The sequence below is a fragment of the Flavobacterium sp. 40-81 genome (assembly GCF_001898245.1).
Classification (GTDB): domain Bacteria; phylum Bacteroidota; class Bacteroidia; order Flavobacteriales; family Flavobacteriaceae; genus Flavobacterium; species Flavobacterium inviolabile.
The window spans coordinates 122030-141126 of record NZ_MKTM01000009.1; the positions used below are offsets into that span (position 1 = coordinate 122030).

Here is a 19097-nt window from a genome sequence, read left to right on the forward strand (position 1 = left end):
TTTTTTTGTTATAAAAATACATTTTTAAGTTCCGTATGTGAAAAAATCAGCAAAAAAAAGATACTTTTTTTGAAGAATAATGAACGCAAAAGCCCAGTTTTCAAGGCAAAGGTACTGTTTTAAACACTTTAAGCCCGGCCAATCTCCCTATCTTTGCCCTAAATAAATAAGAATATTCAGCGGTTATCGTTGAATGAAAAAGTAAAGACATATGAAAAGAATTATGCTGCCTTTATTCGTAACGGTACTTTCTTTAGGTACTGCTACAGCTCAGGAAACCCCAGGTTTTAACAAATGGTCTATCGACATTAACGGAGGAATCAGTAAACCTACTACTCCCCTTACTACCGGTTACTATACTAAAGATTACAATCTTTTTCATGCTGACCTTGGAGTACGTTATATGTTCAACAACAAATTCGGTTTAAAAGTTGATGTTGGATACGACCAGTTTGAGAACGCTTCAAAAAGTGCTTCTTTTGATGGTAAATATTACAGAACGGATATCCAGGGTGTTGTAAATTTAGGACGTGTGCTTAACTTTGAAGAATGGACGCAGCGATTAAACGTTCAGGCACATACCGGTATTGGTTATGCTTTTATGACAAATGACCGGTTTGAAGGAACGGATAACATGTTAAACCATATTATCGGTCTTACCGGACAGGTGAAATTATCGGAAAGAATCGCTTTAAATGCCGATTTTTCGATGATTAACAATGTACGTCAGTCCAATACTTTCGATGGCGGTATTGCGCCGGAAGACAGAGGTTTTAACGGAACATTATACAATGCTACTATTGGTCTTTCGATCTATTTAGGAAAGAATGCCAAACATGCCGACTGGTATTATGAAGAAAGCAAAGTAGACAAATTAGCCGAATTGGAAAAAAGAGTTGGTGATCTGGAAACCATGATGAATGACTCTGATAAAGACGGTGTGCCGGATTATTTAGATGCAGAACCAAACTCTATTCCTGGTGTTGCAGTAGATACAAAAGGAAGAACGATTGACAGAAACAACAATGGTATTCCGGACGAACTGGAAAGCTATTTAGAGAAAAACTACGGTGGATCAGGTAACAGCGGTGCCGGTTTGAGTAACGAAACGATCAAAGACATGATCAACCAGGGATATGTTAATGTTTATTTTGACTTTAACTCTACCCAACCGTCTTCAAACTCTGTTTCAGGATTGGATTTCCTGGCGAAATTCTTAAAAGCAAATCCATCTGCTAAAGCAGAAGTAATCGGATATGCAGATGAAATCGGAAATACAGATTATAACAAAGACTTATCACACAGAAGAGCACAAACGGTAAAAACAATTCTTGCCAAATCCGGAATTGAAGCTTCAAGAATGACCATTGTTGGTAACGGTGAAGACAACTCTGTTGCGAAAGACTCTAAAGTAGCCCGTCAAATGGTTAGAAGAGTAACTTTCAGAGTGAAGTAATTAACAATACGTTATTCATAACTTATTAAAAACCGCTGCAATTACGCAGCGGTTTTTTTTTAACTTTAAAATAAAAAATGGAAAATCGCGACACTTTCCTGATTGATCTTAGAGGTGAAGCCTTGGGAACAATCACAGAGCAATCTTCATCGGAAGAAATTTTTCAAAACAAAATCTTACGTCCGATTTTAAGATTACAAAATGAACTCTTTATTCAGGTTTTCCTGAATTATGCTGTAAAACAGAAAAATGTTTTCTTTTCCTTAACCCCGGATAAAAAATTAGCGTATATCGAAAATGTAATCCAGCGGGACATTAAATTCAGAAATTCCTTAAAAGGGATGATTTTAGGACTCTTTACAGTTGAAGAATATCAGGTATATATTAAGAACTCATCCAATCTGAACAAGAGAATGATGAATGTCTTAATCGAGCGGTTAAAAAGCCAGGTACAATTATTAGAATTGGATTAATAACAAAAAGGGCAGTGAATTCACTGCCCTTTTATCATTTTTTAGCTATTAATTTAGTTTGCCGGTTGCTGGCTGCTGCAATTTATTGATAACAGGCAGCATAATGCTTTAATTGTTGGGAATCAATAAAAAAAGGGATCTTTACGATCCCTTTTCATGGTATGCCTGCTATCTACTATAACACAAAATAGGCATTTTTTACCGGTTGTATGTGTGCTAAATTCACCTCTTCTTTGGTTGCTTCTCCATCAAACTCAAACTCGTTTCGATATTCATTCACCATTTGAAGCAGATTCTTTTCAATAGTATTGGAAATCAGGATCATTGGTGTATCGGTCGGTCGGTTTTCAAACGGATCCTGCAGGTGTATTGCCATCTTTTCAATCAGGAAGAAAGCCGCACCAATCGTGGTTACCAGCGGAATTCGGAACCATCCCAGAAAATCAGTAAGCCCGAAAGGCAGTAAGATCAGGAACAGAAACAGCGTAAAGCGGATGTATAAGCTGTATGTGGTTGGGAAAATGGTGTTTTTAATACGCTCACACTTCCCCATTGAATCACACAGTCGGGTTAAAGTATTGTCAATTTCAACCTGCTGGTACACATTGATTTTTCCTTCTTCATTGGCTTTTCTTAACTCCTTTACGTGCAGCATCAATATAGCATTTGGAACGTGTTTGTGCTTTTTAACAAAACGCAGCTCTTCCTCAGTCAGTAAAGACTTTATCGGCTTTATCGGATCTTTACCGCGCAACGATTCGCCCAGACTGTAACACCATGCCGCCTGCCTGTTTGCAAAACGCTCTTTATAATCATTTGCCCTTGTTGAAAAATCAGGATCTTTATAAAAACCGATCACCTGACGCATTAAGGAACGCGAATCATTAACAATCGCACCCCATACAATTCGGGCTTCCCACCATCGGTCATAAGCCTGGTTGGATTTAAACGCCAGCAATAAGGAAATAATCGTACCAATAATTGACGGTATCGCAATTGGAATTTTTGTTGGAACGGTTTGGAAATAATGGTGGAAAATTTCAAAAGAAACGCAATACAATACAATTAATGCTAATTCCATTCGTATTTTTCCCAGTATATATTTTAGGGGTACTCTTTTTTTTAGTAACATACATTTGTGTTTTTAAGATTATAAAATCAAACCCTCTCTTCATATAAGGATAGTACCGGAAGTCCTAAAACTTCATTAACATGGCTATCCGTTCTCTTTTTTAAGCGGTTTTTTTCGGGTTTTCGGGTTTCAACCAACAGGTCAATATTGTTTTTTGAGATAGTTTCAGACAGGTATGGTGTAATGTCTTCCGGTTTTTGTTCTTCAAATACCGATGCCTGGCTTACAATTTTAAAACTGAACTTCTCACTTACAATTTTTTGAAGATCCTGAATCCCGATTTTCGTTTGTGTATGTTCGAGATACAGCGCTTTATTAAAATCACGTTCCTCTTTATTGTAGCCCATGTGCAGTATCGGGCATTTGCAATTGGAAACGAGCTGCAATAAATGACGTTGTGTTCTATTCGTGTTGGATTTGTAGGATTGGGTAAGAATAACCAATCCTACCGAAAAATGTTCCAGAAGATTCTTAATCAACGGTGCGGAAATACCAAACTGATGGTGCACCTTAAGCTGGCAGTTTTTGGTCGCGGCAACAATGCTTTTGCATTCCTGTAGTAATTCGTGCTGGGCTTCCGTCATTTCCGGTACTGCGGTGCGAAGGAAAAATGACGGGGAATAAATAGAGCCCGGAACATCTGTAACGGTAGTTAAAACAATTGTACAGCTTTTGCTTTCGGCATATTTTATAGCTGTTTTGATTGCATCAATAGTATCACTTTCAAACTGGGTAGGAATAAGAATATTGTTCATCGGTATAATTTTTAATGTTTTATACCAGCAAAACAACTGCACCCAGCTTATAATTTTATTAAACTAAAATTAGAATATTCTAAGATTTTACATTAGAAATTCTAATGTTGCCTTTATCTTTTAAAAATGATACTTACAATGGTTCCTTTATCGGCTTCCGATTGTATGGATAATTCACCGTTGTGCATACGGATGATTTTCATTGCCAAAGGAAGTCCCAGCCCGTAACCCACATATCGGGAGGCTTTTTTACCCCGGAAAAATGGCTCATAAAGATACGGGATATCTTCCGGCGGGATCCCGATTCCGATATCGGTAATAACGATTTTAAGCTGTTCCGCATTGGCTGTAACATTTACAAAAACTTCCTCATTATCGGAATATTTCACGCCGTTTGTAATGATATTTCCTATTGCGAGTTCTAATAAAGGCTTGTTGCACGGCAAAACCAACAGGGAATCATCTTCCGGAATGTCGCTCAGATTAATACTCACTCTGTTACCCGGATAAATTTTATCAAGGTCACTTTTCACTTCCAGCAGCAATTCATCCACGCGGATAATGTCCTGTACCTGTTTTTTGCCGTCATAACCGGTTTGCGTAAGTTTTAACAGGCTTTCGGTCAGGTTGCTCAATCGGGAAGCCTGATGGTGGATGTTTTCCAGTGTGCCGATGTATTCTTCGGTTCCCCTTTCTTTTAGCAGGGTAATTTCCGTTTCTGCAATGATGGTCGTAATAGGTGTTTTTAATTCGTGGGAGGCATTATTGATAAAATTGGCCTGTATTTCAAACGAGGTTTCCAACCGGTCAAGCATATCGTTGAACGTCTTGGTCAGATCGGCAAGTTCATCGGAATCATTCACCTCGGGTAAGCGGTTGTGCAGATTGGAAGCACTGATCCGTTTCACCTCGCTGGTAATCCTTGAAACCGGATTGATAACGCGTAAAGCCAGAAAACGCCCGAAAAAATAAGCTAAAATGATAAACCCCAAACCGCATAACAATAAAATACGGGTAATGAATAAAGTACTGGCACTGCCGCGAAGATCTTTAGCCGACACGATAACCATATATTTTACACGGGCCTCATTAAAGATCTGTCCGTAGTAATACAAGCCGTTTTCTTCTATCCATCCGGAATTGTTTTTCATCACGGAAGAATAAAATTCGGCCGGTAACTCCAGATCCGTATTGTATTCAAAAGAATTGGAACTATTCACTTTTAGTACATATTCTTTCTCTTCTTTCAGCTCCTCCAGTCCGTTTGTCTTTAATTCCTGGTAATATTTTGCCTTTAACGGATCGTGCTGATAGTGGATTGATGCTACAATTTTAGCCCGGTCCTCCAGCCTTTTTCTAAAGTAATACTGATTATTCTGTTTGAATAAAAAGAAAACAACAGTACATAATAACAAAGTACTGAATCCGGAAAGGGCAATATAATTGATCGTAATCTTCTTTTTGATCTGCATAATTATTCTTTTATAACATACCCTAAGCCTTTAATGGTATGGATTAGCTTATTCTCATAAGGATGGTCAATTTTTTTACGCAGATAATTAATATAAACATCAACTACGTTGGTATTCATGTCAAAATTGATATTCCACACATTATCTAAAATCTTGGCTCTGGATAAGATCGTGCCGGAATTTTTTGCCAGATAGTACAATAAACTAAACTCTTTGGCAGTAAGCACTATCGAAGTTTCGTTTCTTTTAACTGTTTTAGAACGGAGATCGATCTCTAAATCGTCAATTATGATTTTTTCAACGGGTTTCTGATCCTGTCCTGCTCTGCGGGCCAAGGCATTTACCCGGGCTTCAAGTTCGGTAAACTGAAATGGTTTTGCTAAATAATCGTCGGCACCGGCATTTAAACCGTGCACGATGTTTTCACTGCTGCTCAGTGCTGTCAGTATCAATATAGGGACATAATTGGCAGCCGCTCTTAAACGGCGGCAAATCTCAATTCCGTTAATATCCGGCAGCATGATATCAAGTATGATAACATCAAAACTGGTATTACTAATCATTTCCAGGGCTGTTGTTCCGTCTAAGGCAGCACTTACATCATGATTCTTTTCAGAAAGTCCTTTTCTTAATGCAGCAAGCAGATTGGGTTCATCTTCAACAATTAATAACTTCATTTCCTTGATGGTAATTTTCACAAAAATAGGAATTAAAATTAAAAATCAGCTGTTGCGATCCAATCTGCTTGCTATTGTAAATAAAAAACTTTATTTATGTTTAAGTTTAATAAAGTGTATTTAAGTGTTTGTTTTTTAAATTGTTAAAACTAATCTACTTTTTTAAAAACCAGTTTTATACCGTCCGGATTGGAAAGGTATAATCGGTTGTTTTTTATTTCATAACCGGTTGCACTTTCTAAAGCTTTCAGGAATTTTGCTTCATTTGAAATTTTATCACACAGCATTCTCGTAGTCCCGATTCCGGTAAAACGCAGCAGGTTTCTTTCAGAAAACAATTTTCCAAACATCCTGTTGCAGCCTGCCGAACCGCTGAAACGGGCTTCTGCGGCATTTATTTCCATATTCGGACGGGTATTGAAATCGGAATCGGCTACTTTTTGCCCTTCCATTTCTTCCAGTACCCAGATATCGTGCAGGCGGTAATCCACGATATAATTACCACATCCCTGAAGATTTTTGAAATCTTTGTCTCCGGTTAATTTCAGCGCCACTTTTACGGCATAATTGTGCTCCTGATCAGACATGCCGTCAGAACATTTGCCCTGTGTAATGGTCATTTTGATCTCGCCGGCTTTCGATCTGGAATGATAACTTTTAATATTAGCATCCATTACCCGCACCGGTTCCACTCCGTCAAAGACAATGCCTTCCGTGTTTTCCGGTGTTGTGTACTTAATTTGTCGGGCACTGATTTCAATTGCCCAGAAAGGTTCTGTTCCGATACTCTTAAAGTAAACCTGTTCCGGCTGCTGCTCACGGGTATCCCTATTTGTTGTTTCCTGTTTCACTTTAGTACTGTTGCAGGCAAATAAAGTCATTGCCAGCATTAAAATAGCTAATCTTTTCATCGTATTCTTTTTTTAATGACCAATGCTTTACAGAAACCGTACCAATTTCAGTTAATACAGGGATTCTCCGTTCAGGTTTGTCGATAAAACGTCACTCATATAGTCAAAAAACGGACGCATGGCCTGAAAGGTAGCCAGTACTTCCTTTTTAAAATCGGGATGGATAACCTCCTGATCGGTAAAGCTTTTGGATACCAGGAATTGTTTTTTACGAATCAGATCGATGGCAGGATGTGCCTTGTCAAAACCTTTCGGCGCTGTTTTAAGTTCATCTCCTTTTAACTCACCAAATACCTTTTGAAACGTAGGATCGGCAATAATAGCGCGGATTTCTTCATCATCCGTTTCAAACTCCTTCCGGATCCGGTTCAGGTCTTCCGCATTGGGATCCCAGAATCCGCCGCCAATAAAGCTGGCACCCGGTTCGATGTGCAAATAATAACCGCCTCTTAATAACGGCTTGGTTCGTGAAAATCCCACACTAAAATGATTTTTATAAGGGGATTTGTCTTTTGAAAAACGGACGTCCCTATAAATTCTAAAGACCTGCATTTTATCGATACTGTCCAGTTTTTCTAAGTCGTCGTTGATTTCCTTAAAAAAGGATTTTACTTTTTTTTCATGGCTTTGAAACTCTTTTTTATGTGCTGCAAACCATTCCCTGTTATTGTTTTTTTGTAAGGCTACAAGAAACTCCAGTTCTGCTTTTGTAATCATTTTTTTATTTTAAAAGTACAAATTATTTGCTTCTGTTTTTAAAATTATTTAGCTCTTTGCTCCAAAATTGCAACAACATCCTGTAGTTGAAATCCTTTTGCCTGAAGCAGTATCAGATAGTGAAATAGCAAATCGGCGCTTTCATTTAAAAACAGCATGTTGTTGTCATCTTTTGCCTCGATGATTACTTCTACCGCTTCCTCTCCTACTTTCTGGGCAATCGTATTGATTCCCTTTTGAAACAGGGAAGCGATATAACTATTGGTTTCCGGTTGCTCTCGCCGTTCTTTTATGGTCTGTTCCAATACCGACAGAAAGCCAAACGGTGGATTATTGGCTTCACCCCAGCAGGTATCGGTACCTTTATGGCAAACCGGACCTGCGGGAAGTACTTTTAGAAGCAGTGTATCGCGATCGCAATCGGACCGGAGCGATACCAGCTGCAGGTAATTGCCGCTCGTTTCTCCTTTTGTCCACAATCGGTTTTTTGTACGGCTAAAAAAGGTCACTTTCCGGGTTTCCAGCGTTTTGGTATAGGCAGCTTCATTCATATAGCCAAGCATCAAAACAGCGGCTGTACGGACATCCTGTATGATGGCCGGAAGCAATTGGTCGGGATTTTTATTAAAATCGGGTGTCATTTTCGGTTTTGTATCGGGTTAAATTCGAACGGCAATACCGTTTCTTCTGAGTTCTTTTTTTAAATCCGGGATTGTAATTTCCTGAAAGTGGAAAATACTTGCAGCCAGGGCAGCATCGGCTTTGCCGGACCGGAATACAGTCACAAAATCTGCTGTATGACCGGCACCGCCGGAAGCAATTACCGGCACGGGCAACGATTCCGATAACCGGGCTAATGCCTCGTTTGCAAAGCCGTTTTTGGTACCGTCATGATCCATTGAGGTAAAAAGTATTTCGCCGGCACCGCGTTTTACCGCCTCTTTTGCCCAGGAAAATAAATCCAGTCCGGTTGCGGTCTTTCCTCCGTTCCGGTACACCTGCCACTTAGTATCCTGAAATGCCGCATCGATAGCCACCACCACACACTGACTCCCAAAGCGTTCTGCCAATCGGGTAATGCTATCCGGATCTTGGATCGCTGCAGAATTGATCGCAATTTTGTCGGCTCCGTTTTGGAGTAAAGCGGCTACATCTTCCACGGTCCGGATACCGCCGCCCACCGTAAACGGTATATTAATTGCCTGTGCTACCCGGCGTACTAAGGAAATCATCGTTTTTCTTTCTTCGGCTGTAGCCGAAATGTCCAGCAATACCAGTTCGTCAGCCCCGTTTTCGGCATATTTTTTTGCCAGTGCCACCGGATCGCCGGCATCTTTCAGGTTCAGGAAGTTAATGCCTTTTACCGTTCGTCCGTTTTGAATGTCCAGACAGGGTATTATTCTTTTTGTTAACATGTTTTATAAATTGAATTGTTCCAATTGCCGTAACGTGATTCTGTTCTCGTAAATCGCTTTCCCGATAATAACGCCTTCACAGCCCAATGTGTTCAGGCGGATCAGATCATCATAGCCGGAAACACCGCCGGAGGCGATCAGCCTGATGTCGGGTACTGATGCTATTATTTTTTGGTACAGCTCCACAGCAGGACCTTCCAGCATGCCATCGCGTGAAATGTCTGTACAGGTAACATAGGAAATACCGCTTTGCCGGTATTCCTGCAAAAACGGAATAACGGTTTGCGTACTCTCTTCAAGCCAGCCGGAAACGGCTATTTTTTCTTCTTTGACATCTGCACCCAGGATTATTTTTTCTGGACCATATAAGGCAATCCAGTTTTTAAAGACTTCCGGAGCTTTAATCGCGATGCTTCCTGCTGTAATTTGCTGTGCTCCGCATTCGAAAGCAATCCGCAAATCGGTATCGGACTTTATGCCGCCGCCAAAATCAATTTTGAGATTGGTCCGGGTGGCTATTTTTTCTAAAATCCTGTAGTGGATAATACCTTCGGCTTTTGCACCGTCCAGATCCACCAGGTGCAGGTATTCCATGCCGTGATCTTCAAATTTCCGGGCTACTTCCAGCGGGTCTTCATTATACACCGTGACAGTGTCATAATTGCCTTTGGTGAGCCGGACACATTTTCCGTTGATGATATCAATTGCCGGTATAATTCTCATAATTATAGTTTTAAAAAATTGGAAAGCAGTTTTTCGCCCATAAGGCCGCTTTTTTCCGGGTGAAACTGTACGCCGAAAAAATTATCTCGCTGCAACGCTGCCGAATAGCAAATACCATAATCTGCAGCAGCGATGCACTCTTTTGAAAGCGGTGCATAATAACTGTGTACCAGATACATGAATTCCTGTTCCGGTATGCCTTTAAACAGTTCCGACCGGAGGTTGTATAAGGTATTCCAGCCTACCTGAGGTACTTTTACCGTGTTTGGAAACCGGACAACTGCAGTGTCAAAAATGTCCAGACAGGCTGTATTGCCTTCTTCGGAAGTTTTGCTGAGCAGATGCATTCCCAGGCAGATGCCCAAAACAGGCTGCCGGAGTTGCGGAATGAGCAGGTCTAACTGTGTTTTTTGTAAGCGGTTCATGGCGCTGGAGGCTTCTCCAACACCCGGAAACAGAACTTTGTCGGCAGTTGCTATAACTTCCGGATCAGCACTCAGGATACCGTTGTGTCCCAGTCGTTGTAACGCAAACTGAACACTCTGGATATTCCCGGAACCGTAGTCAATAATGGCTATTTTCATTTTAAAGGAGGCCTTTTGTTGAAGGCAGTATTCGTTTTTCTAAATCTTGTTTTACGGCCATTTTTATGGCTTTGGCAAAAGCTTTAAAGATGGCTTCTATTTTATGATGCTCGTTTGTGCCTTCAGCTTTGATATTTAAATTGGCTTTTGCGCCATCGCTAAAGGATTTAAAAAAATGGAAAAACAATTCTGTCGGCATTTTCCCGATATATTCCCGCTTGAAATCCGCTTCCCATACAATCCAGTTTCGTCCGCCAAAATCGATTGCCACCTGTGCCAGGCTGTCGTCCATTGGTAAACAGAAACCGTAGCGCTCTATGCCCAGTTTGTTCCCCAAAGCCCTGGCAAAAACTTCTCCCAGCGCAATAGCCGTGTCTTCAACAGTATGGTGCTCGTCTACTTCCAAGTCACCGGTTACTTCCAGACTAAGATCAATTTGCCCGTGACGTGCCAACTGGTCCAGCATGTGGTCGAAAAAAGCGATTCCGGTGCTGATGTTGCTTTGCCCCGTTCCATCCAGATTGATGCTGACTGTAATATCGGTTTCGTTTGTTTTCCGGGTTATTGCGGCAGTACGCTGTGACCGGCTCAGGTATTCGTAAATGGCTTTCCATGATGTTGCCCGCAAGGCGATACTGTTTTCTAAAACCTCTTTCGGAACAGCAACTTCATTACTGCCCAGTGTTTCATGATCGGTTATAAAAATAGCTTTGCAGCCCAGGTTTTTAGCCAGTTCCACATCTGTCATCCGGTCGCCAATAACAAAGGAACCGGTTAAATCATAGTCCGGAGTATCTAGGTATGATGTCAGCATTCCTGTTTTCGGTTTCCGCATCGGGCTGTTTTGTTCCGGAAAACTCCTGTCAATAAAGATATTGCTAAAGACAATGCCTTCATTTGCAAAGCTTTTAAGGATAAAATCCTGAATGGAACTGAAAACGGTTTCCGGGTAAGCAGCCGTTCCCAGGCCGTCCTGATTGGTGACCATTACCATTTCAAAATCAAGTTCGGTGGCAATCTTACCGAGGTAGTGAAACACTTCCGGATAGAATACAAGTTTTTCGAAAGTGTTTACCTGATAATCATCAGGTTCGAGGATTAAAGTTCCGTCGCGGTCTATAAACAATACTTTTTTCATGATCTGTTCATTTCCTGTAAAGCGATTAACAATTGGTTGTTTTCTTCTTTTGTGCCGATGGTTATGCGAAGGCAGTTTTGGCATAACGGATAGTTATTCCGGTTGCGCACTACAATTCCTTTATCGATTAACTGACGGTATCTTTTTTCGGCATCATCAACCTGTACCAGTATAAAATTTGCTGCCGAAGGATATATCTTTTCAATAAATTCAACTTGAAGTAATACTTCAATTAAATTCTCTTTTTCTACTTTAATTAAAGTGATTTTGTCTTTTACTTTTGTATCTTTAATTAAAGTTAATGCTTTTTCCTGAGTCAGCGTATTGATATTATACGGTGGTTTTATTTTATTTAAAATTGCGGTAATTGCTTCGGAAGCATACGCCGCACCCAAACGTATTCCAGCCATTCCAAATGCTTTCGAAAAGGTTTGTATGATGATCAGGTTGGGATAATCTGCTATTTTTTGCAGCCAGCTTCCGGTTTCCGAAAAATCAATATAGGCTTCATCAAGAACAACAATTCCTTCAAATTGTTCCAAAAGGCTTGTAATGGCTTTTTCCGGGAATGTATTTCCGGTGGGATTGTTTGGCGAACAGATAAAAAGCAGTTTGGTGTTTGAGTCTACCCTGTTTAAGATTTCCGGTATGTTTAGCTGAAAATCCGGCGTTAGCAGCACAGTCCTGTTTTCTAAGGCATTCAGCCCGGCCAACACTTCATACATGCCATAAGTGGGCGGCAGCGTTATAATATTGTCCTGATCCGGCGTACAAAAGGCACGGAATATTAAATCCAGCAGTTCGTCACTTCCGTTTCCTAAAGTGATTGCAGCCGCACTGACATTCCGGAAAGCGGCAATAGCCTTTTTTAAATCCTGCTGCTGCGGATCCGGATAGCGGTTTACGCCATTGTCAAACGGATTTTCATTAGCATCCAGGTAAATCATTTCCGGAGCAGTTTTTTGAAATTCATCCCGTGCCGCCGTATAAGCTTTCATTTGCAACACATTTTTCCGGATTAGTTTTTCAATATTAAATGTTTTCATCTGTCAATTCGTTAAGGCGCAGGGTAACGGCATTTTTGTGTGCCTGTAAACCTTCTGCTTCCGCCATGATTTCAATAGTTTTTCCTATATTTTGTATGCCTTCCGGGCTTATTTTCTGGAAAGTAACCGATTTTAAAAAGCTGTCCAGATTAACACCGCTGTATGATTTTGCAAAACCATTCGTGGGCAGGGTGTGATTTGTTCCCGAGGCATAATCTCCGGCACTTTCCGGGCTGTAATTGCCTAAAAAAACGGAGCCTGCATTTTGAATCCCTTCGGTAAAAAAAGCTTCCTGACGGCTGCAGATAATTAAGTGCTCCGGTGCATATTCGTTGATTAATTCCAATGCGACTGCATTGTTTTCAACAACGATAAACCGTGAATTTTGCAATGCCCGCTCCGCGATGGCTTTTCTCGGTAACCGGGTCAGTTGTTTTTGGATTTCTTTCTTTACTGCCGCTGCTATTTCCAGTGTGGTGGTAACCAAAACAACCTGGCTGTCCGATCCGTGTTCTGCCTGGCTCAGCAAGTCGGCACTTACAAATTGAATATTGGCACTTTCATCGGCAAATACCAGCAATTCCGATGGTCCTGCCGGCATGTCGATAGCTGTTCCCAATTGTGCGGCATATTGTTTTGCTCCGGTTACAAACGAATTACCCGGTCCGAAAATCTTATATACTTTGGGAATAGCGGTTGTTCCAACCGTCATGCCGGCAATCGCCTGTATGCCGCCGGCTTTTATAACGGTGGTAATGCCGCAAATACCGGCTGTATAAAGAATGACCGGATTTATCTGTCCGTTTTTATCCGGTGGCGTACAGAGTACTATTTCCTTACAACCGGCAATCGCAGCCGGCACAGCCAGCATTAAAACGGTAGAAAACAAAGGAGCTGAACCGCCCGGAATGTATAACCCGATTTTCTGAATAGGCTTTTTGCTAATCCAACAGCGGACTCCTGCCGTTGTTTCCAGCGCTATAGTTTCCGTTTTTTGTGCCGTGTGGAAGCTTTCGATATTTCTTTTGGCTTCCTGAATTGCCGTTTTTAGCGCTTCCGGGACTAATGCTGCGGCTTTTGCTATTTCTGCTTCGGCAACCTGAATATCGGTTAAACGGACATCATCGAAGAAATGGGTGTATTTTATAACAGCTGCATCTCCTTTTGCGGTGACTTCTTTAAAAATCTGTTTTACGGTAGCTTCGATATTTTCAAAAGGCGCTACGGGACGTTTCAGGATATCGGCCCATATTTCGCGTGACGGGTACAATAGTGTGTTCATAATTAGTTTTTTAAATGTTAAACGACCATTTTTTCAATAGGACAAACCAATATTCCTTCTGCTCCTATTTCTTTTAGCTTGTCGATGACTTCCCAAAATTGGGCTTCATCGATAACCGATTGTACGCTGCTCCAGCCGTTTTGATTTAACGGCACTATCGTCGGGCTTTTGAGTACCGGAAGGATTTCGCTGATTGCCTGTATTTTTTCGTCAGGAACATTCATCAGCACATATTTCAGCTTGCCGGCTTTCAGTACGGATTGCACCCGGAACCGGAAGCGTTCGAGCAATTTTTTCTGCTGTTCCGGGATAGCCGGTGAAACGGCCAGAACGGCTTCACTTTTCAGGATTACGGCGACTTCTTTCAGGTTATTTTTAAAAAGGGTGCTGCCGGTGGAAACTATATCTACAATTGCATCAGCAAGGCCGATATTGGGCGCAATCTCTACCGAGCCGGATATTTCGTGCAGGGCAATAGGGATTTCCTGTGTTTCAAAATAGGCTTTAACCGTTTCGGGATAAGAGGTGGCAATGCGCAGATTCCGGAGGTCAGATAACGATGCATAGGTGAAATTTTTCGGCACTGCTACCGAAACCCGGCATTTTGAAAAGCCTAATTTTTCCAGTATCGGAATCTGCGGGCCTTTTTCGATTAAAAGGTTGCTTCCCACGATGGCAATATCCACGACTCCGTCCAAAAGATATTGAGGAATGTCGGCATTGCGCAGGAATAGCACTTCCAAAGGAAAATTGGTTGCTTCGGCTTTTAGCTGGTCGTTCTCGTTGCTGATGGAGATACCGCAATCACGAAGCAGTTTCAGGCTGTCTTCGTTTAATCGGCCGGATTTTTGGATGGCAATTTTTAATGTACTCATTTTTTTAGTTTGGAGAATGTGCCTGAGTACAACGAAAGGTATCGGAAATAAAAAACCCGTTTGATGTACTCAAACGGGTTTAAAAAATATATGGTTTATACACATATCATTATCACTTCGCTTGAGCGGAGGTATAATGATGATGATGTAGTTGGTTTAAAAACATTTTTCTGTTCTATTTTGTGTTGCAAAGTTAAAGTCAAAAAAAAATAGTTTCCTAATTTTTTATAACTTTTTTGAATAAAATATTTTTTGAAGTACTTTTTTAAACTGTTGTCAGCTACTTAATTTACAGGGTTTTGCGCGTTGTTTTCCCTGATTTCTGTATGGCGGATTTCCCCGCCGGTAGTGCCTACACTTTTGGATAAAACAGCTGTTGCAATCGCTAAAAATAAGGTTATATAGGTAAAAACTTTGGCTTTAGCATGGTTCTTTAAAGAGGTAATCAATGTTAAAATAGCCACAGCTCCGGTTAAATACAACAGGATTATAAATTTCTCAGCGATTTCTTCATGTTCGTGTATAATGCTGCGGCTGATGCCCAGGTTTTCTGCAATCTCCTCCGCTCCTTCTCCGGTTCTCATGGATACCAGTCCGAATATTGCTGCTATAGCCAGTAACACAAACGCTGTGTACTGAATGGATTTGTTTTTGAATACTAAACCGGCAATAAGTATACCTGCCCCGAAGATGCTTCCAATAATCGGGAAATGGTTGACGATCATGTGTAAATGCGCCTGATTCATAATTAATTTACAACTTTAAGTGATCCTTCCAATATGCTTATTTTAAAGATATTGGTTTTTGATTCATAATATTCACCATCCAGCTGCATGGCAATACTATCCTTATTTTCCATTTCAATTTTAACCTCTTTTACAAGCTGGCTGTTTGCCTTTTTGAATTTTTCTGTTTTGCTCATCAGTACTAACGAACCGAAATAAAGCTGCTCAAAAATATTCAATTTGGATACGACCAACAGGTCTAACCAGCCATCCTGAAGGCTTGCTTTTGGCGTAAGGCTCATGTTGTATCCCATTTCATTGGAGTTGGAAATAAACAAAAGCATCGGATTTACCTCAAAAACGGTATCGTTACAATGTACGATCGCTTTATTGGCCTTATAACCCATAGCCGACTGCAAAGAAGCCTTTACATAGGTAGAAAGGTTACGGGTGGGCATGTTTTCGTATTTCTTAATAATTAAGGCATCTATTCCAAGCCCCATATTACTGAAGAAATAATGATTGTTGATCGAACCTACATCTATAGCCGATTCATTTCCCTGCTTGATAATCCGTATTGCTTTTTCAAAGTCTTTAGGAATGCTCAGGTTGGAAGCCAGTCCGTTACCGGAGCCTACCGGTAAAATACCCAATGCAATTGAGGTGTTTACCAGTCCGGATGCTACTTCGTGTATTGTTCCATCACCGCCGCAGGCTACAATCATTTCCGGATTTTTAGCTACGGCATTCTTCGTCAATTCGATAGCGTGTTTTTTATATTCGGAATAATCAACAACAATCTTATATTCATTTGACGGGAAGAATGCTTCCAGATCCTCTTTTCTTATTTTGTGTTTGCCTTTTCCTGAAATCGGATTAACAATAAAGTGAATGTATTTCATTAATATTTATGGGTAAACTGAGTAAGTGTAATTATAATTTGCAAAAATATATATTTTTAAAAATAATCCTTCCAAAAATTTATTAATATTGCATTCCTTTTTTTATATTTTTGCCAAAAAACCAATTTATGTCTACAATTGTTAAAAAAATTGCCCCCTTTTATAATTTAGCAATATTTTACATCACTGTAAGTGTTATTTTAAGAATAGTATTGTTATTTCATCCGATCACCCAATCTCATTTTGGCGTTCTGGATGTGCTGAAAATATTTACATTCGGAATTGTTTCTGATTTTTTTGTATTCGTGATCGCCAGTGCCTTTCTGTGGATTTACCTGTTGTTTCTTTCGGATTCAAAATATTACAAACCATGGGGGTATCTTATTTTTGCGGGATTAGTAGCACTTTTGGGTTATGTTAGTTTCTGTAATACTATTTTAAACGAATACGGCGGTGTTTTACCGGAAATCGGGATCAGCTTCGTCGCTTTAAAAACAGTATTGTTCGGGGCTTTATTGTTTTTACCGAAATACCGTCATAAACTGCGTCTGGCATTGTTTTCCATTACGTTGTTTATTTTCGTACTGTGTATCATCCAGAATGCGGTCAGCGAATTCTTCTTCTGGAATGAATTTGGGGTAAAATATAACTTTATAGCGGTTGATTACCTGGTATATACCAATACGGTAATCGGGAATATCATGGAATCTTACCCGGTTGTTCCGTTGTTTATCGGGATTGGAATCGCTGCTTTATTGTCGACATATATCATTGTTAAAAGATCAAAAGTATATTTAAGCAACCTGCCTACTTTTACTGAAAAGTTAATGATTACCGGCGGTTATGCTGTTTTGTTTCTGATTTCTCTGGCGGCAATTCCGTTTTTGGCCAAACAGGAGAAATCACAAAACGTTTTTACCAACGAATTGCAGGCAAATGGTGTATACCGTTTTTACCTGGCTTTTATGAATAGTGAGCTGGATTACTTTAAATTTTACAATACATTGCCGGAAAATGAGGCTTTAGCGCTGCTTCAAAAACAAATTCCGGATTTAACCGGCAATACTACCACAAGACAAATTACCGGTAAAGGTGCTGAAATACATAAAAATGTTGTTTTGATTACCGTAGAAAGCTTAAGTGCCGAGTTTATGAAACTTTACGGAAATGAGCAGGGTATCACGCCTTTCCTGGATTCCTTAGCCGGGCAAAGTCTGATGTTTACCAACCTGTATGCCACCGGAAACAGAACCGTTAGAGGTTTGGAAGCGGTAACCTTATCCCTTCCGCCAACAGCCGGGGAAAGTGTTGTAAAACGAAAAGACAATAAAGATAAATTTTCAACCGGTTATGTATTTAAACAAAAAGGATATACTGTAAAATATTTATACGGAGGAGATGCTTTTTTTGATAATATGCAGGACTTTTTCGGAGGAAACGGCTATGATATTGTAGATAAAAAGGTATTTACACCGGAAGAAATAACGTTTCAGAATATTTGGGGCGTTTGTGATGAAGATTTGTTTAAAAAAGCAATCAAGGTAATGAATGAAGAGGCGAAAGAAAACAAGCCTTTCTTCAATCATATTATGACCGTAAGTAACCACAGACCTTTTACGTATCCGGAAAACAGGATTGATATTCCGGCCAATTCCAAGCAAAGAGAAGGTGGTGTGAAATATACCGATTTTGCCATGAAGCAGTTTTTTAACAATGCAAAAAAACAGCCCTGGTTTAACAATACCATTTTTGTTATTGTAGCCGACCATTGCGCTTCCAGCTCCGGAAAAACGGAACTTCCTGTAGACAAATACCGCATTCCGGCGATGATCTATGCGCCAGGTTTTGTGACACCGTCCAGACATACGGTATTAATGTCGCAAATTGATGTTATGCCAACCTTAATGGGAATGCTTAACTTTAGCTATCAAAGCAAGTTCTTTGGTCAGGATGTGTTTCAGGCCGATTATAAACCAAGAGCTTTTATGGCAACGTATCAGGATCTGGGCTTTATCAAGGACAATGTGATGACCATCATTTCTCCGGTTAAGAAAGTAAAACAATTCTCGCTGACTTTAGATCCTAAAGCGGGTGTTGGCGAAGAATTCCAGCTGTATTATGAGCAGAAACCGATTGAGAAAATCCGCCAGGATCTGGTAAATGAAAGCGTTTCATACTACCAGACCGCTTCTTACCTGTTAAAGAATCATTTGTACCAACAAAAATAAACAACAAAAAAGCCTGTATTTACAGGCTTTTTTTATAGGTTTAAGAAAGATAACGTTCTTTGTATATGCTGATGTGGTGGTTCTGATGTCCGATAATCACAAATCCGATTGCTCTTACAGACATATTGTTATTGGAAGCGATACCAGATTTTAAAAGATCTTCCGGTGTAAAGCTTTTAAACAGTGCTATGGTTGCATGCCGCACCAGGGTTAATTCGGTTAGCAAATCTTTTAAATGGCGTTTGTTTGCGGTTGGATTTACCACTTCGGCATACTCATTTTCTTCAAAACCGGGCAAAGGCGTCTGGTCGCTTCTTGAAAAGCGCAGCGCTCTGTAAGCAAAAACACGTTCGGCATCAATAATGTGCTGTATAATCTCTTTAATGGTCCACTTCCCTTCTGCATAACGATAATCGAATTTATCCATCGGGATGTCCTGTATGAATTTAATGGTGCTGTAAAGGCTGATTTCCATTTCTTCTATCAGGTTTATATTTTTATCTAAAGCATCAATATACGTTTGATAATAAGCGGCATATTCGCCTGGTTCAAGTTGTGTCGGATTCATTAGCGTTAAATTTGTTTT

Annotated in this window: 20 protein-coding genes; 3 read left to right on the forward strand and 17 right to left on the reverse strand. The window is 40.2% G+C overall.

Annotated elements, in window-relative coordinates; translation table 11 throughout:
- Nucleotides 1-211 precede the first annotated feature (211 nt).
- Together BGO42_RS02685 and BGO42_RS02690 are read left to right on the forward strand one after the other, a co-directional pair.
- Nucleotides 212-1456 (forward strand): OmpA family protein, encoded by a 1245-nt coding sequence (locus BGO42_RS02685; protein WP_177734435.1) that lies wholly within the window; start codon nucleotides 212-214, stop codon nucleotides 1454-1456.
- 77 nt (nucleotides 1457-1533) lie between these two features.
- Nucleotides 1534-1929: a glyoxalase gene (locus tag BGO42_RS02690; RefSeq protein ID WP_273245808.1), complete on the forward strand. Its 396-nt coding sequence runs from the start codon at nucleotides 1534-1536 to the stop codon at nucleotides 1927-1929.
- A gap of 175 nt (nucleotides 1930-2104) precedes the next feature.
- Here the strand turns inward: BGO42_RS02690 and BGO42_RS02695 are convergent, their stop codons facing one another.
- The 16 genes from BGO42_RS02695 to BGO42_RS02770 all read right to left on the reverse strand — a co-directional run bounded on the left by BGO42_RS02695 (nucleotide 2105) and on the right by BGO42_RS02770 (nucleotide 16283).
- Nucleotides 2105-3061: a bestrophin family protein gene (locus BGO42_RS02695; protein ID WP_177734433.1), complete on the reverse strand. Its 957-nt coding sequence runs from the start codon at nucleotides 3059-3061 to the stop codon at nucleotides 2105-2107.
- A gap of 26 nt (nucleotides 3062-3087) precedes the next feature.
- The gene (locus BGO42_RS02700; RefSeq protein WP_177734432.1) at nucleotides 3088-3816 is read right to left on the reverse strand and encodes a universal stress protein; all 729 of its coding nucleotides are present in this window, start codon (nucleotides 3814-3816) and stop codon (nucleotides 3088-3090) included.
- Nucleotides 3817-3929: 113 nt separating this feature from the next.
- Entirely contained in the window at nucleotides 3930-5288 is a 1359-nt protein-coding gene (locus BGO42_RS02705; RefSeq protein WP_273245811.1) for a HAMP domain-containing sensor histidine kinase, read from the reverse strand.
- A 2-nt stretch (nucleotides 5289-5290) separates the two neighbouring features.
- Complete coding sequence (locus tag BGO42_RS02710) at nucleotides 5291-5965, reverse strand: response regulator transcription factor (RefSeq protein ID WP_177734431.1); 675 nt, start codon at nucleotides 5963-5965, stop codon at nucleotides 5291-5293.
- Between the two features lie 149 nt (nucleotides 5966-6114).
- Nucleotides 6115-6876, reverse strand: coding sequence for an META domain-containing protein (locus tag BGO42_RS02715; protein WP_273245813.1), 762 nt, complete (start codon nucleotides 6874-6876; stop codon nucleotides 6115-6117).
- Nucleotides 6877-6927: 51 nt separating this feature from the next.
- Entirely contained in the window at nucleotides 6928-7593 is a 666-nt protein-coding gene (locus tag BGO42_RS02720) for a DUF2461 domain-containing protein (protein ID WP_273245815.1), read from the reverse strand.
- A 44-nt stretch (nucleotides 7594-7637) separates the two neighbouring features.
- Nucleotides 7638-8234: a bifunctional phosphoribosyl-AMP cyclohydrolase/phosphoribosyl-ATP diphosphatase HisIE gene (gene hisIE / locus BGO42_RS02725; protein ID WP_273245816.1), complete on the reverse strand. Its 597-nt coding sequence runs from the start codon at nucleotides 8232-8234 to the stop codon at nucleotides 7638-7640.
- Between the two features lie 18 nt (nucleotides 8235-8252).
- Complete coding sequence (hisF, locus tag BGO42_RS02730; protein ID WP_273245818.1) at nucleotides 8253-9008, reverse strand: imidazole glycerol phosphate synthase subunit HisF; 756 nt, start codon at nucleotides 9006-9008, stop codon at nucleotides 8253-8255.
- Between the two features lie 3 nt (nucleotides 9009-9011).
- Complete coding sequence (hisA, locus tag BGO42_RS02735; protein WP_273245820.1) at nucleotides 9012-9731, reverse strand: 1-(5-phosphoribosyl)-5-[(5-phosphoribosylamino)methylideneamino]imidazole-4-carboxamide isomerase; 720 nt, start codon at nucleotides 9729-9731, stop codon at nucleotides 9012-9014.
- A 2-nt stretch (nucleotides 9732-9733) separates the two neighbouring features.
- Complete coding sequence (gene hisH, locus BGO42_RS02740) at nucleotides 9734-10315, reverse strand: imidazole glycerol phosphate synthase subunit HisH (RefSeq protein ID WP_273245822.1); 582 nt, start codon at nucleotides 10313-10315, stop codon at nucleotides 9734-9736.
- A 1-nt stretch (nucleotide 10316) separates the two neighbouring features.
- A complete protein-coding gene (gene hisB / locus BGO42_RS02745; RefSeq protein ID WP_273245824.1) occupies nucleotides 10317-11453 on the reverse strand; it encodes a bifunctional histidinol-phosphatase/imidazoleglycerol-phosphate dehydratase HisB in 1137 nt (378 codons plus the stop codon).
- Nucleotides 11450-12499 (reverse strand): histidinol-phosphate transaminase, encoded by a 1050-nt coding sequence (gene hisC, locus BGO42_RS02750; RefSeq protein WP_273245826.1) that lies wholly within the window; start codon nucleotides 12497-12499, stop codon nucleotides 11450-11452. Before hisC ends, hisB begins: the two co-directional genes overlap by 4 nt.
- On the reverse strand, nucleotides 12486-13781 hold the full coding sequence (gene hisD / locus BGO42_RS02755) for a histidinol dehydrogenase (RefSeq protein ID WP_273245828.1): 1296 nt from the start codon (nucleotides 13779-13781) through the stop codon (nucleotides 12486-12488). Before hisD ends, hisC begins: the two co-directional genes overlap by 14 nt.
- Before the next feature lie 17 nt (nucleotides 13782-13798).
- The gene (hisG, locus tag BGO42_RS02760) at nucleotides 13799-14656 is read right to left on the reverse strand and encodes an ATP phosphoribosyltransferase (protein WP_273245830.1); all 858 of its coding nucleotides are present in this window, start codon (nucleotides 14654-14656) and stop codon (nucleotides 13799-13801) included.
- Between the two features lie 284 nt (nucleotides 14657-14940).
- Complete coding sequence (locus tag BGO42_RS02765) at nucleotides 14941-15402, reverse strand: DUF2231 domain-containing protein (protein WP_177734421.1); 462 nt, start codon at nucleotides 15400-15402, stop codon at nucleotides 14941-14943.
- A gap of 2 nt (nucleotides 15403-15404) precedes the next feature.
- Nucleotides 15405-16283: a diacylglycerol/lipid kinase family protein gene (locus tag BGO42_RS02770; RefSeq protein WP_177734420.1), complete on the reverse strand. Its 879-nt coding sequence runs from the start codon at nucleotides 16281-16283 to the stop codon at nucleotides 15405-15407.
- Nucleotides 16284-16411: 128 nt separating this feature from the next.
- Between BGO42_RS02770 and BGO42_RS02775 the strand changes: the two genes are divergently transcribed.
- Nucleotides 16412-18511 (forward strand): LTA synthase family protein, encoded by a 2100-nt coding sequence (locus BGO42_RS02775; RefSeq protein WP_273245833.1) that lies wholly within the window; start codon nucleotides 16412-16414, stop codon nucleotides 18509-18511.
- Nucleotides 18512-18551: 40 nt separating this feature from the next.
- Here the strand turns inward: BGO42_RS02775 and BGO42_RS02780 are convergent, their stop codons facing one another.
- The gene (locus BGO42_RS02780; protein ID WP_273245835.1) at nucleotides 18552-19079 is read right to left on the reverse strand and encodes a DinB family protein; all 528 of its coding nucleotides are present in this window, start codon (nucleotides 19077-19079) and stop codon (nucleotides 18552-18554) included.
- Nucleotides 19080-19097: the final 18 nt, after the last annotated feature.